At 56.3% G+C, this 14,106-nt stretch carries 7 protein-coding genes; 5 read left to right on the top strand and 2 right to left on the bottom strand.

Annotation, left to right across the window (positions count from 1 at the left end; all coding sequences use genetic code 11):
- Positions 1 to 7: 7 nt before the first annotated feature.
- On the bottom strand, positions 8 to 562 hold the full coding sequence (locus tag ABJL60_RS10755; RefSeq protein WP_348287832.1) for a thioesterase family protein: 555 nt from the start codon (positions 560 to 562) through the stop codon (positions 8 to 10).
- Positions 563 to 683: 121 nt separating this feature from the next.
- Here ABJL60_RS10755 and ABJL60_RS10750 point away from each other — a divergent pair, with 121 nt between their 5' ends.
- From ABJL60_RS10750 to yaaA, 3 genes are all read left to right on the top strand, one after another.
- Complete coding sequence (locus ABJL60_RS10750; RefSeq protein ID WP_108829956.1) at positions 684 to 971, top strand: YggT family protein; 288 nt, start codon at positions 684 to 686, stop codon at positions 969 to 971.
- A gap of 69 nt (positions 972 to 1,040) precedes the next feature.
- Entirely contained in the window at positions 1,041 to 3,086 is a 2,046-nt protein-coding gene (gene recQ, locus ABJL60_RS10745) for a DNA helicase RecQ (RefSeq protein ID WP_348374329.1), read from the top strand.
- A 32-nt stretch (positions 3,087 to 3,118) separates the two neighbouring features.
- Positions 3,119 to 3,889 (top strand): peroxide stress protein YaaA, encoded by a 771-nt coding sequence (yaaA, locus tag ABJL60_RS10740; protein WP_348286442.1) that lies wholly within the window; start codon positions 3,119 to 3,121, stop codon positions 3,887 to 3,889.
- 3 nt (positions 3,890 to 3,892) lie between these two features.
- Here the strand turns inward: yaaA and ABJL60_RS10735 are convergent, their stop codons facing one another.
- Positions 3,893 to 6,124, bottom strand: coding sequence for a response regulator (locus ABJL60_RS10735; RefSeq protein WP_348374328.1), 2,232 nt, complete (start codon positions 6,122 to 6,124; stop codon positions 3,893 to 3,895).
- A gap of 140 nt (positions 6,125 to 6,264) precedes the next feature.
- On the opposite strand from ABJL60_RS10735, the gene ABJL60_RS10730 reads away from it, so the two are divergent.
- Together ABJL60_RS10730 and pbpC are read left to right on the top strand one after the other, a co-directional pair.
- Positions 6,265 to 11,652: an alpha-2-macroglobulin family protein gene (locus tag ABJL60_RS10730; RefSeq protein ID WP_348374327.1), complete on the top strand. Its 5,388-nt coding sequence runs from the start codon at positions 6,265 to 6,267 to the stop codon at positions 11,650 to 11,652.
- Between the two features lie 3 nt (positions 11,653 to 11,655).
- Positions 11,656 to 13,656, top strand: a complete 2,001-nt coding sequence (gene pbpC / locus ABJL60_RS10725) for a penicillin-binding protein 1C (RefSeq protein ID WP_348374326.1) — start codon at positions 11,656 to 11,658, stop codon at positions 13,654 to 13,656.
- Positions 13,657 to 14,106 lie beyond the last annotated feature (450 nt).

Below are 14,106 nucleotides of genomic sequence, written 5' to 3'. Positions count from 1 at the left end.
GCAAGAATTAACTGCCTTGCGCGGGGGCTTGCATGGGGGGCCAAGGGCGCATGGCGTCGGCCTCTACCCAGGCTTTGATCCAGTCGGGAAAGGGCGGGCTAACGGGATCGCGCCCCAAGCCTTCGGCAACGCGGGCGGGGTCAATGGCCTTGCGGTTTTCCAAAACGGCAGCGCGGTAGAGGATGTGGTTGGCGCAGGTTCCATCGGGAAAGAACATGGCGTGTTCGAGGTAAATGAACCGGTCATCCCAGCACACTGCGCGGCTGTGGGTGGTGAACTTTTGAAACATAGTGATGCGTTTGCGGTAGCGCACGGTTGCCCCGGCCATGGCCAACGCCCATTTTTTCCTGAACAGCAACGCGATCAACCCGCCACGCTGCGCAAGTGCGAAGCGTCCCAGGTCCGAGATCGTTAGCACTCGACCATTGTTCATTTCTGCAAACATGTCCAAGTCCCATGGCCAGCAAATGTGGTGTGAGACATGCGTGTCGTTGAAATTTTCCAAAGGCGGCAAGCGGCGCGCCATCAGGATATCTTTGAAAAAGCGGATGAAGGGAAACATGCGGGCTCCTTTGTAGTCCGAAATGGAGGTGTTGGCGCATGGGTCAAGCATTAACCTTGCGGCAGGGTTGCCGTTTTATGTAGGGACACCTAACTGTTTGGTGGAAACCGGAGGATCATGGATGATCATTATTTACGATGCACTGCAATTGGTTTTGGGTGTCGCCTATTTTATCATCATCGCGCATGTGATTATGAGCTGGTTGATCAACTTTCAGGTGCTGAACCTGCATCAGCCGATCGTTTCGCAAATCTGGTATGGCATTTCGCGCCTGCTTGAACCGATGTACGCGCGCATTCGCAGCTTTCTACCGGCAACAGGTGGGCTTGATCTGGCCCCGCTGGTGGCTTTGCTTGCGGTGATTTTATTGCGTTCTTCCGTGCTGCCAGTTTTGTTCGGGCTGCGTTAGGACTTGTTCACCAAATCGTAGTGTGGGAGTCTGCATTAAAAGAGCAGACAACCCAACAGGATCCGCCCGATGACCAGCGCTGCCACGCTGCTTTCTGACGTTTTTGGCTTTGATGCCTTCCGCGCTGGCCAACAAGAGATTGTTGAAGCCGTAACGGACGGTGAAAACGTGTTGGCCATCATGCCGACGGGTGGTGGTAAGTCCCTTTGTTTTCAATTGCCTGCTTTGATGCGGTCTGGGGTGACTGTGGTGATTTCACCGCTGATCGCTTTGATGCGCGATCAGGTGCGGGCGTTGCAGGAAGCGGGCGTTTGCGCGGGGGCATTGACCTCTGGCAACACCGAAGAAGAAACTGACGCGGTCTGGGACGGTTTGGAACGTGGCGACCTGAAGTTATTGTACATGGCGCCAGAGCGGCTTGCCTCGTCTGGGACCCGCGACATGTTGCGGCGGGTGGGTGTGTCCTTGATCGCAGTGGATGAGGCGCATTGCGTCAGCCAATGGGGGCATGATTTTCGCCCTGATTACCTGCGCATTGGCGAATTGCGGCGTGCTTTGGACGTGCCCTTGGCGGCATTCACGGCGACGGCAGACGCCGAAACCCAAGTCGAGATCGTGCAAAAACTATTTGATGGCACCCCGCCACGTGCGTTCTTGCGTGGATTTGATCGGCCCAATATCCACTTGGCGTTCGCTTCAAAAGACAGCCCGCGTCGTCAGATTTTGGATTTTGCAGCGGCACGAAAAGGGCAATCTGGCATCGTATACTGCGGCACCCGTGCGAAAACCGAAGGTATCGCAGGGGCGCTGCGCGACGCCGGGCATGCAGCGATGCATTATCACGGTGGTATGGACGCCGATGACCGACGGATCGCAGAACGTAGGTTTCAGCAAGAAGATGGCCTGATTGTTGTGGCAACTGTCGCTTTTGGAATGGGGGTCGACAAGCCGGACATTCGCTGGGTTGCGCATGCGGATTTGCCGAAATCTATCGAAGCGTATTATCAGGAAATCGGTCGTGCCGGGCGTGATGGGGCACCGGCAGAAACACTGACTTTGTTTGGCCCCGAAGATATTCGATTGCGCCGTACCCAGATCGATGAAGGGCTTGCACCACCTGAACGCCGCGCGGCGGATCATGCGCGTTTGAATGCACTGTTGGGGCTGGCCGAAGCGTTGGAATGTCGCCGCAAAACGCTGTTGAAGTATTTTGATGAAACGGACGTGACCTGTGGCTCGTGTGATTTATGTGATGCACCTGTGGATGTCTTCGATGGGACAACGGCAGTACGCAAGGCCCTGTCGGCGATGTTGCGCACCGATGAATGGTTTGGTGCGGGGCATCTGATCGACATATTGCTGGGCAACGAAACGGATAAAGTCCGTCAGCGTGGGCATAGTAGCTTGCCGACTTACGGCGTGGGCAAAGAATATGACAAGCGCCAGTGGCAGGCCGTGTTTCGCCAGATGATGGGTCACGATCTGGTGCGTCCTGATCCTGAACGACACGGTGCACTTCGTATGACGGATGCCGCGTTGCCAATTTTACGAGATGAGGCAAAAATTTCGTTGCGCCGGGATACCATCAAATCCGCAGGCAAGAACCGTCGCCCTGCGGCCAAGGAAATGGTGGCTGAAGAAGATGCGCCGCTGCTGAGTGCGCTTAAAGCCAAGCGTCGCGGTTTTGCAGAAACCAACAAAGTGCCCGCCTACATTATTTTCAACGATCGTACCCTGATAGAGATGGCTGAGACACGCCCTAAAACTCTGGATGATATGGCGCGGGTCGGCGGTGTCGGTGCCAAGAAACTTGAAAGCTATGGGGCCGCATTTCTGGAAGTGATCAACGGTGAAGCAGAAATGATGCACCCCACCCGGCGTAAACTGGCAGGCCGCGACGCGGGCACTGTGTATGACAGATTGCTGGAGGTGCAGTCGCAATTGGCCCGCGGTGCTGATGGGATCGACAAACCTCTGAGCTGTTCTGCGTCGCAATTGGCCAAAGTCGCGCAAATGCGGCCAGGTGATGTTCAAGGGTTGGAGCGGTTGTTGGGCGACAAACGCTCACAAAGATTTGGGCCGGCATTTCTGGACGTCTTGCGGGACGCGGGCTAGATCATGCAACAAGCAAACAAAAGGACACGTACATGTTGGTAGTTATTTCTCCGGCCAAAAGGCTGGATTGGGAAGAACGTGATGTGGCCATGACGGCACCTGATTTTCAGGATGACGCGATCAGATTGACCAAAACTGCACGTAATTTGACGTTGGGCAAGTTGAAGGACTTGATGCATCTCAGCGATGATTTGGCGAAATTGAACCGCGACCGGTTTAAGGCGTTTGAAGATGCACCAAGCGTGGATGTGACCCGTCCGGCCGCTTTGGCTTTTGCCGGTGATACGTACCAAGGGCTTGAAGCGCAGACGTTGGATTCCGACGAAATGGCATGGGCGCAAGAGCATCTGCGTATTTTGTCGGGACTTTACGGCGTATTGCGGCCACTGGATGCCATTCAGCCCTATCGTCTGGAAATGGGCAGTCGTCTAAAAACACGCCGTGGCACCAATCTGTATGAGTATTGGGGTGACGATCTGTCAAAGGCTTTGAACCTGCAAGGTGCGTCTGTTGGGACTGAGACCTTGATCAATTGCGCAAGCCAAGAGTATTTCGGCGCTGTTGCGATGAAGTCCCTGAAGCTGCGGGTGATTACGCCGGCCTTCATGGAAGACAAAGGCCAAGGCCCTAAGATTGTGAGCTTTTTTGCCAAAAAGGCACGTGGGGCAATGGCGCGTTTTGTTGTGCAGAACCGTCTGACGCATCCCGACGATATTTTGGGATTTGAAGCGGGTGGCTATGCCTATCAACCTGATCTTTCCACAGAAGATAAGCCGGTTTTTGTCCGCCCTTACCCAACCTAGGCCTTAGCCTGCCTGCGCCTGATGCTGCACGGGTGGCGTGACATGCGCGGGCGCGCAGGCTTCAATCCGTTCCATGATTTCCGGCTTGCGCAACGGTTTGGTCAGATAATGATCCAAACCGGCTTGCAGTATTCCTTGGTCGTCGCCGTCCATGGCGTGCGCGGTTAGCGCAACGATCGGCACGTGACCACCCGTGGTTTGTTCAAGTTTTCGGATGGCGCCGGTTGCTTCTTTGCCGTCCATTTTTGGCATCGAGATGTCCATGAAGATCAGGTCCGGCTCGAAGCTTTCAAACATTTTAACGGCCTGAAGCCCGTCGGTCGCAAACATCAAATCAATGTTCAGTTCTTTGACCATCTTTTGAAACACCAACCTGTTGGTCTTGTTGTCTTCCGCGGCCAAAATGCGCATTTTTCGGGTGTCATGGGGCGTGGCCAGTTCCTCTGACCAGCCGATAGGTGTGGCATCCGCCGTTTGTTCCGCTACAGGGGGTATGACCTCTTTACTGTGATTTGCGCCAAGCGATTCCAGTTTTGCGAACAGTTGCTTACGTGGCACCGGCTTTTGCATCAAAGCGTGCAAATGTTTGCGGGCAGGTTCCTTTTCGGCAAACCCGGGGTCCGAGCTGAGTAAGATAATCGGGGTGTCGTCGCCGCGCGAGCGAATGGCTTCAGCGAACTCCATACCGTCCATTTCAGGCATATTGTGGTCGGTCAGGATCAAATCCACTGTACTGTCAAGCTGGGACAATGCGTTTTTGCCATTCGTGCAGCTTGTGACGGTAAGGCCCAACAGTGCTAGTTGTTTTTCCAAAATCGTACGGTTTGCGGCGATGTCATCAACCACCATCACATGATGCAGCCCGTTGGGGATCAAAGGTGCCATTTGCATCTGGTCGTCCGTGGTGTCCATCGTAAGACGCACCCCGAAACACGACCCTACGTTTTCTTCGCTGGTCACCCAGATGTCGCCGCCCATCAGCTTGATCAAACGCTGTGAAATCGCCAACCCCAACCCAGTTCCGTCGAACTTCCGGTTGCGTTCGTTTTCGACCTGATTGAATTCACCAAAAATATGCCCGACCATATCATTTGCAATGCCGATACCTGTGTCTTCAATGGTGATCGTGACGTCTGCGTTGCCGGTTTCAGGATTCGGAACGCCAATGACGCGCACCAAAATATGTCCCGAGGCCGTGAATTTGACCGCATTGCCCATCAAGTTGGTCAAAACCTGTCGAATGCGTCCTGGATCGCCGACGAAACTGGTCGGTAAGAACAAGTCGTAATCGAGAAGCAGGTTCAGTCCTTTGTCCCGCGCCAAAGGCTGAAGCAACATGATGATTTCGTGGATGCTGCGTTCTAAATCAAAGGGCTCTGGGTGCAGTTCCAGACGTTCTGCTTCGATCTTCGAATAGTCGAGAACGTCGTTGATGATGACCAGCAGTGCCTCGCCTGAATTTTTGATAGTTTCGACATACAGCTGCTGTTCCTCGTTTAAATCAGTCTCGACTAAAAGGTCAGACATGCCGACGACACCATTCATGGGGGTGCGGATTTCATGGCTCATGTTGGCCAGGAAGGCTGATTTGGCACGGTTTGCGGCTTCTGCCACTTCGCGCGCTTCATGTAAGTCATTCTCGTTCAGAACAGCGGCTGTGATGTTCAGCCCAAGAGAAACAATGTCTCCGCCTTGTCCACGTCTATCGACCAGTTTGATGTATTGATCGTTCCACAACCGGATGGTGACAGGTTCTGGATCCCGGGCGTGCCAGCGATTGGACATCATTTCGCGCCAGGCATCGACGGAAAGATCGCCGGTGTCGACAATGCCTTCGTCTGTAAGTGCTTGTAGAATAGTAATATAGTTGACGCCAGGCTTGATGTTTTCCAACCCATCAAAGATCGACAAATAGGATTTGTTGGCGGCAACCATCAGATTTTCCGCGTTGAAAAAGGCAAAACCGTCCGTGATCGTTTCAACCGAATGCCATAACCGCCGTTCTGCGATCATGATCTTTTGATTGGCCACGGTCAGGTCTGATTTAACGCGTTCGTTTTCATCACGAACAGTTGCGACTTCGGCCCGTGTTTCTACTATTTCATTGCTAAGTGCCTGCGCGTGTTTGCCCAATTTGCGGTTTGCAGCAAAAAGTTCGGCCTGTTTCAATTCCAGCAAACGTTCCGCAGCCAATCGCCCGCGTCGTTCTTCCGCCAGTTTGTTGGCCAGAGTCATCTGGTGCTCCGTTTTGTCGCAATACTTTGCGCGTACATTCGCTGGTTGAGGTGAAGATTGACTTAACCAGCAGGCAGGAATCGTTGCAAATCCTGTTTCCTCTGTGCGACCCTTCACACAAGTATTTACCGGAGGGTGCTATGCGTTTTTTGTCGGCTATCATTTTGATTTTCAGCGTTGCAACGGGGGCCTCTGCACAAGATATTTTGCCGGACGAACGCTACATCGTAACCCCGAATGTGGATTTTTATGGCTCTGACCGTGCATCACTGTTTGATACGACCCAACAGGCATGTGCCCGCGCATGTTCGGCAGACAGCGCCTGTGTCGCTTATACGTTCAACAGCCGGTCAAACGCATGCTTTCCGAAATCCGACGTATCCGACCGCCAGCCCTATGACGGGGCGATGTCAGCCGAAAAAATCAAAACAACAGCGCAAGCCAAAGGTCTGGCCGCAGCCCGTCTGACGGACCTATCGTTTGTTCGGTCGTCGGATTTGAAAATGGCGGCAGCACTTGCGCGGTCCATGGGGGATCGTTTTCCGACAAATGGCCAAAGCCCCGAAGCGGTGGTGTCTGCCGCACGTTCGGTTTTTGGATCAGAACGGGTATCGGCATATCGCAGGATTGGCGCAGCAATTGCTTTCACAGATGCGTCTGATTTGTGGGCGCAGTTCGCTTATGTTGGCCGACGTTTAAACGCTGGGTCCAACCAAACAAAACGTCAGGGGCGTCGTGACGCGATCCCTGCGGCCGTGAACGCCTATTTGCGCGCCGCAAGCACCGGGGCGCAGGTGAATGCGCTTCAACAATTGGCCTTTGCCTATGAAGCCAACAACCGCGGCAAAGATATGATTGCGCCGTTGCGCTTGGCCTACGACATCCAGCCCCGCGAAGAAGTCTCAAAAGCGTTGGACAAGGCAATCAACAAATACGGTTTTCGTATCATTGAACACACGGTGGAAAACCGTGGCCCAGAGCCACAGATTTGCGCAGTCTTTTCAGAAGAATTGGCAAAATCGGGTGTCACATATGGTGATTATGTCCGCATCGATGGAGACGTTGGTGTCACTGCCAAAGGTCGCCGGTTGTGTGTCGAAGGTGTGCAATTCGGGTCCCGTTATCAAGTGACGTTCCGTGCTGGTTTGCCTGATGCGAAAGGCGAAAAACTGGTGCGCGATGTGGATTTGGCGCTTTACGTGCGGGATCGCGATCCGCAAGTCCGGTTTCCCGGGCGCAGCTATGTTTTGCCGCGCGGCGCTGACGCGGCTTTGCCGGTTGAGACGGTCAATCTGAACGAAGTTACCTTGCAATTGCGCCGCGTCAGTGATCGCAATCTGCTGCGCTCCATTCAGGAAAAATACTTCGGCAAACCGCTGTCCAGTTGGCAAGAACGCAACTTTAGCGAAGACATCGCACAGAACGTCTGGAGCGGAACAGCCGATGTTCAGAACACGCTGAACGCCGACATGACCACACGTTTGCCAATTGGCGATGTTTTGGGCGGTATGCCCCCGGGCATCTATACCCTGACGGCCCGTGTTCCGGGGCAAAATGAAAGCGACGGGGCAGGGGCCACGCAGTGGTTTGTGCTGTCCGATCTGGGGCTGACGACATGGCAGGGCAACACCGGTCTGACGGTGACGGTGCGCGGGTTAAGCGATGCGCAAGCGCGTGCAGGCGTTGAGGTTTCTTTGATTTCCAAAGCAAATGCAGTGCTGGCCAAAGCGGTTACTGACGCGGATGGTTTTGCGACTTTTGCACCCGGTCTTAGCCGTGGATCGGGCGCGTCCGCTCCTGCATTGATTGTTGCGCAAATGGGCGAAGACGACATCGGGTTTTTGCCGTTGACGGACCCCGCATTTGATCTGTCGGATCGCGGTGTGGCAGGGCGCCCGGCCGCCCCGCCGGTGGACGTGTTCTTGACGACGGATCGCGGTGCCTACCGTCCAGGCGACACGATTTTTGCCACCGCATTGTTACGTGATGCCCAGGTCAAAGCGATTGCTGGCATGCCGCTTACTGCGATTCTGACCCGCCCTGACGGTGTGGAATACAGTCGTCATCTAAGCGCAGACGCGATGGCGGGGGGGCATGTCTTCGAGATGCCAGTGGGGGGCACGGCCCCACGCGGAACATGGCGATTGTCTTTGAAATCTGATTTAGATGCTGCGGCACTGGCCAGCCAAACTGTGCTGGTTGAAGACTTCCTGCCCGAACGCATTGATGCAAAGCTGTCCTTGCCCGACGCCCCTATTCGTCTTGGGGATCGCCCTCCTTTGACTGTAGATGCACGGTATTTGTTTGGCGCACCCGGCGGCAATCTGGCGGTGGAAGGCGATGTGCGCCTGCGTGCTTTACGCAGATTGGAGGCTTGGCCCGGCTATCAATTTGGCCGTCATGATTTGCAGCTTTCGACCCAAACCCGCTACTTAGAGCCTTCTCGAACGGACGATCTGGGCCGTGCGGTGATGGAACTGCGCATGCCTGACGGCAATCCGGAACATGCCTTGTACGAAGCGCAAGTGGCTGTGCGTGTCACCGAAGGCTCAGGTCGTCCGATTGAACGGCGCATGGTCCGCGCATTGGATTTGCAAGGTGCTGTGATTGGCATAAAGCCGCTGTTCGAGGACGTGTTGAACGAAGGCGCGGATGCTTTGTTTGAACTTGTGTCTGTTGGCGGGTCTGTTGATGCGAAATGGACCATGAACCGCGTGCGAACGCGGTACCAGTGGTACCAGCTTTACGGCGATTGGAACTGGGAACCGATTGTGCAACGCACCGAGATTGCCTCTGGCGCTGTGACGCTGGGCATCGATCCGGTGACGGTTGCCGCCCCTACCGAATGGGGCGAATACGAGCTTGTCGTGGAAACGTCAGGCGGGGCGTACACGGCATCTTCCGTCGATTTTTACGCGGGATGGTACGGCGGGGGTGACGCTGCTTCGACGCCAGACCGCTTGGAGATGTCGCTGGATGCAGAAAGCTATGATCTGGGGGACACAGCCACATTGCGTTTGGTGCCACGCTATGACGGCGTAGGATTGATTGCGGTTATGTCGGGAGGCGTGATTGAACGTCGCGTAGTCGATGTCAAAGCGGGTGAAAATACAGTGCCGTTGACGGTGTCGGCAGGCTGGGGCGCTGGTGCTTACGTGACTGCTACAGTCATCCGGCCCATGGATGTTGCAGCGGGTCAAAACCCTGCGCGTGCTTTGGGCGTCGCCTATGCGAAGGTCGCGCCGGGGGCAAAAGCGCTTAGCGTTTCGGTAGATGCAGGTCAGGGCCTAAGTGGCCAAGCCGGCACCTCCGAGGTGCGCGTTAAAGTCGATGGGATCACGCAGGGCGAGACGGCTTATGTGACATTGGCTTCGGTTGATTTGGGCATTCTGAACCTGACCGGTTTTGATGCGCCGGACCCCGACGGCCACTACTTTGGCCAGCGGCGTCTGGGCGTGGAAATGCGCGACGTTTACGGCCGCCTGATCGACGGCTTGAACGGTGCCATGGGGCAAGTCCGCTCTGGCGGGGACGCTGTTGGCGGGATGCGGCGCGAAAGCCCGCCACCAACCGAAGACCTGATGGCGGCCTTCAGCGGGCCTGTTACTGTGGATAGCGATGGTTTTGCGACATTCACAGTCCCGCGTCCCGACTTTAACGGAACGATCCGCATGATGGCTGTGGCGTGGTCTGATACGGGTGTGGGGGCTGCGACACAGGACGTTGTGGCACGCGATCCGATGGTTTTGACGGCTTCCGTGCCACGGTTCATGGCGCCCGGTGATGTCAGTCGCCTGTTGTTGCAAGTGGTGCATGCAGATGGCGCTGCGGGCCAAGTCGCGCTGAACGTAAGCAGTGATGGTTTGTTGCTTGGCGCGGTGCCTGCCGAATTGCGCGTGGCCGATAAAAGCGCAGTTGAACTAGAGGTGCCTGTCACCGCGACTTTGATAGGCGATTATGCAATCGACCTGACGTTGGTTACGCCTGATGGTGTGCAGCTGACCAAAACGCTGACACTGGGGGTGCGGGCCAATGACCCCGAAATCTCAACGACACGCCGCTTTTCACTGGGCGTGGGTGAAGCATTTACCTTTGATGGCAATGTGTTTGCAGGGTTGATGCCGGGCACTGCAAGGGCGACTTTGGCGGCCGGTCCTTTGGCGCGGTTTGACGTGCCAGGGCTGATGCGACAGCTGGACCGTTACCCTTATGGGTGCACCGAACAGCTGACGTCCGGGGCGCTGCCTTTGTTGGCGGCTGGTGATTTGGCCGGATCATTGGGCCGCGATGATGTGCAGGACCGCGTGGATGGTGCGATAGCCCAAATTCTAACGCGGCAGTCCAGCAATGGCGCATTTGGGATGTGGCGTGCGGGGTCCGGTTACTTCTGGTTGGACGCGTATGTCACCGATTTCCTTAGCCGTGCAAAAGCCGCCGGATATGTTGTGCCGGACCTCGCGTTTGATCTGGCTTTGGACAATCTGCGCAACCGCATAAACTATTCGCCAGATTTTGATGAGGGCGGCGAAGACGTTGCCTATGCGTTGTTCGTGTTGGCCCGCGAAGGTGCGGCTGCCATGGGCGATTTGCGTTACTATGCGGACGCCAAGGCAACAGCTTTTGGCACGCCACTTGCGGCGGCACAGTTGGGTGCCGCTTTGGCGCAATACGGGGATCAGACGCGCAGTGATGCGATGTTTGGCCGTGCTGGTGCATTGTTGCTGAAAGCCCGTGCATCCAAGCCGGTTTGGCGTGATGATTTTGGCACCAACCTACGCGACACTGCTGGTGTTTTGCGTCTGGCGGCCGAAGTGGGCAGCACAGCCGTAAACCAAGTTGCCTTGTCGCAAAGTGTCAGCGGCGCAAACCGCACGTTGTCCACGCAGGAAGCCGCACAAGTGGTTATGGCGGCCCAAGCGCTCAGTCGTGATGTTGCGGTGCCTGCCTTGACGGTGGATGATGTGCCCGCGCGGGGCACTGTGGTCGAGGAAATGTCCGACAGCGCCCCCACAGCGCGGGTGATCCGCAATGTGTCGGGGCGGCCTATTGATGTGACCATGACCACGTTCGGTGTGCCGGATGTCGCCCCGCCTGCCGGTGGGTATGGATATGCGATCAACCGCGAATACTTCACTTTGGACGGCGTGCCTGTGTCGGGTGATATGAAGGCAGGCGAACGCCGTGTCGTTGTCTTGCGGATATCGCCGTTTGAAGCCGTTGGGGCACGTTTGATTGTGGACGACCCGCTGCCAGCCGGATTGGAAATCGACAATCCGAACTTGATCCGTGCGGGCGACATTGGGGCGATGGAGTGGTTGAAACCGGCCCGCACCCAACATGCTGAATTCCGCAGCGACCGCTTTTTGGCAGCAGTGGATCAGCAAGGCAGCGATCCTTTTGTTCTGGCCTATATCGTGCGTGCCGTCAGTCCGGGGACCTACCACCATCCGGCGGCCTTGGTGCAAGATATGTACCGGCCCGAATATCGCGCGGTGACGCAAACAGGTCGCATAAGCGTGGTGAAGTAAGCCATGGCAAAGACGCTGTGGTTGCTGGCGATTGTCGCCTTTTGTGTCGCCTTGGGGCGGGACAGTTGGGACAGTTGGGTCCACAGAACAGTGTTGCCGGAAACGCTGGCCGAAACGTCTGTTGAGGTGCGTGATCGTGACGGGGCTTTGCTGCGTGTGTTTACGGTCGAAAACGGGCGCTACCGCCTGCCTGTGTCGATTTCCGGGGTTGATCCTGCATTTATTGCAATGCTTTTGACCTATGAGGACAAACGGTTTTTGCATCACAGTGGTGTCGATGGTTTGGCTGTAGCGCGGGCGGCCGGTCAGGCGATTTTGAACGGTGGTGTGGTGTCGGGTGGATCGACGCTTACGATGCAAGTGGCGCGTTTGCTGGAAAATTCCGGCACAGGGCGTTGGTCGGGCAAGCTGCGGCAGATGCGTGTTGCTTGGGCCTTGGAGCGAAGACTGACCAAGGACCAGATACTAGAGTTGTACCTTCTGCACGCGCCCTACGGAGGCGCCGTCGAAGGGGTGCGGGCGGGGGCTTTGGCGTGGTTCGGAAAAGAACCTGCGCGACTGACGCAAGCGGAAGCCGCTTTGTTGGTGGCGCTGCCGCAAGCACCAGAGGCACGGCGGCCTGACCGGCATTTAAAAGCTGCGCGGCACGCACGTGACCGCGTTTTGGAGCGGGTGGGAATTGCTGCCGAAGATCAGAATTTGCCGCGCCACCAGCGTGATTTTGTTCGACTGGCCCCTCATTTGGCGGATCATCTGCGCGGGCGTGATCCATTGGCGTCACGCCATGACGTGACGGTGGATGCAGATCTGCAGCGCAAGATCGAAGCGCTGTCGCGCACAGCTGTGCGAGATCAGGCAGCTGGCGTATCCTTGGCGATCGTTGTTGCGGATCACCACACGGGCGAGATTTTAGCGACGTCCAGTGCGCCGCGATATTCAAGCGCGGGCGGGGCGTTGGGATTTGTGGATATGACGCGGGCAAAACGGTCACCGGGGTCGACATTGAAACCATTGATTTACGGGCTGGCTTTCGATCAAGGGTTGGCGCATCCCGAAACGATTTTCAATGATGCCCCAATTGCCTTTGATCGCTATGCGCCGCAGAATTTTGATGGCGTATTCCGTGGTGAAATTACTGCGCGACGCGCCTTGCAGCTGTCGCTTAATATTGCGCCTGTTATGCTGACCCAAGCGATGGGGCCGCGCCGCTTGATGGCGGGTTTGCGGGCCAGCGGAGCTGAGCCGCAATTGCCCGCAAACGCGGCGCCGGGATTGGCTGTTGCACTGGGCGGCATGGGGGTGTCCCTGCGCGATTTGGTCCAGCTTTATGCAGGTATCGCACAGGGCGGCGTGGCCCGCAGTTTGGTACATCAGGAGGGGGGAAAACGCCCCGAAGGCCGTATCATGTCGCCGCGATCTGCCTGGTATGTCAGCAATATTCTGGGTGGGTTGGCGCCACCGCCCGGGGCCTCCAAAGGTAGATTGGCTTATAAGACAGGCACCTCTTATGGACACAGGGACGCTTGGGCCATCGGGTATGACGGCCAACATGTTGTGGGCGTTTGGATGGGGCGGCCAGATGGTACGCCTGTGCCTGGGGCATTTGGTGGTGCGCTTGCGGCCCCTGTGATGTTCGAAGCCTTTGGACGTTTGAAAGCCGGTTTTGACCCTTTGCCGCCGCCCCCCCCTGATGCTTTGATTTTACCGACTGCGCGTTTGCCACAGCCCTTGCAATATTTTGGCCGGCGTCATGATCAGGTTGCGCGTGACGCTTTGACTTTGACCTTTCCCCCTGATGGCGCGCGATTGGCGAAAGGGGCCGGTATTCCGTTGAAACTGCGTGGCGGCCACGCGCCGTTTACTGTTCTTTTGAACGATCGCCCTGCGATGACGGGATTGCGACAGCGCCATGTCGTTTTGCCCGACCCGGGTGCGGGGTTCAGCCGTATTTCAGTGGTTGATGCTTCGGGCGCGTCGCAGGCTGTCGAAGTGCAATTGGATTAGCGCAAGGTCTGTAGGGGGGCGCTGCCCCCGTCCTGCGGACTCCCCCGGGATATTTTCGGCCTTATGTATCAAACGCACCAAGCGGGTGTGAGCGATGATTAAGGTATTGCTGGTTCTGTTTTTTCAGCAGGTTATCGGGTGGGCGCTTAACTCTGATGGTAGTCCACATGCATTTTACTTGTCCCTCCCATTGGTAGAAGCAAGCAACCATCAAGGACCATTCATTGCCGTCTCCGAGTATTCTTTTCCCACGGGGCATTGGCGAAATAGCCAGTCGGCTAGTCTCCCCTTGGAATACCGCACTTTCTTTGGACCTGTCGCGGTTTGATGCCGCTCCTTTGATAGCATTTATTGCAACAAAGGAGACGAACTATGGGATTGAAACGGACGGATGAATTCCGGGCTGACGCGGTGCGGATCGCGCTGACAAGTGGGCTGACACGCAGACAA

Source organism: Ascidiaceihabitans sp., assembly GCF_039986515.1.
Classification (GTDB): Bacteria; Pseudomonadota; Alphaproteobacteria; order Rhodobacterales; family Rhodobacteraceae; genus Ascidiaceihabitans.
This window is presented reverse-complemented; position numbering and strand designations above follow the sequence as displayed.

What these genes read in the sequence shown, in the direction of transcription:
- ABJL60_RS10755 (WP_348287832.1), bottom strand. Translation starts at nt 562, where the DNA reads ATGTTTCCCTTCATCCGCTTTTTCAAAGATATCCTGATGGCGCGCCGC.
- ABJL60_RS10750 (WP_108829956.1), top strand. Translation starts at nt 684, where the DNA reads ATGATCATTATTTACGATGCACTGCAATTGGTTTTGGGTGTCGCCTAT.
- recQ (WP_348374329.1), top strand. Translation starts at nt 1,041, where the DNA reads ATGACCAGCGCTGCCACGCTGCTTTCTGACGTTTTTGGCTTTGATGCC.
- yaaA (WP_348286442.1), top strand. Translation starts at nt 3,119, where the DNA reads ATGTTGGTAGTTATTTCTCCGGCCAAAAGGCTGGATTGGGAAGAACGT.
- ABJL60_RS10735 (WP_348374328.1), bottom strand. Translation starts at nt 6,124, where the DNA reads ATGACTCTGGCCAACAAACTGGCGGAAGAACGACGCGGGCGATTGGCT.
- ABJL60_RS10730 (WP_348374327.1), top strand. Translation starts at nt 6,265, where the DNA reads ATGCGTTTTTTGTCGGCTATCATTTTGATTTTCAGCGTTGCAACGGGG.
- pbpC (WP_348374326.1), top strand. Translation starts at nt 11,656, where the DNA reads ATGGCAAAGACGCTGTGGTTGCTGGCGATTGTCGCCTTTTGTGTCGCC.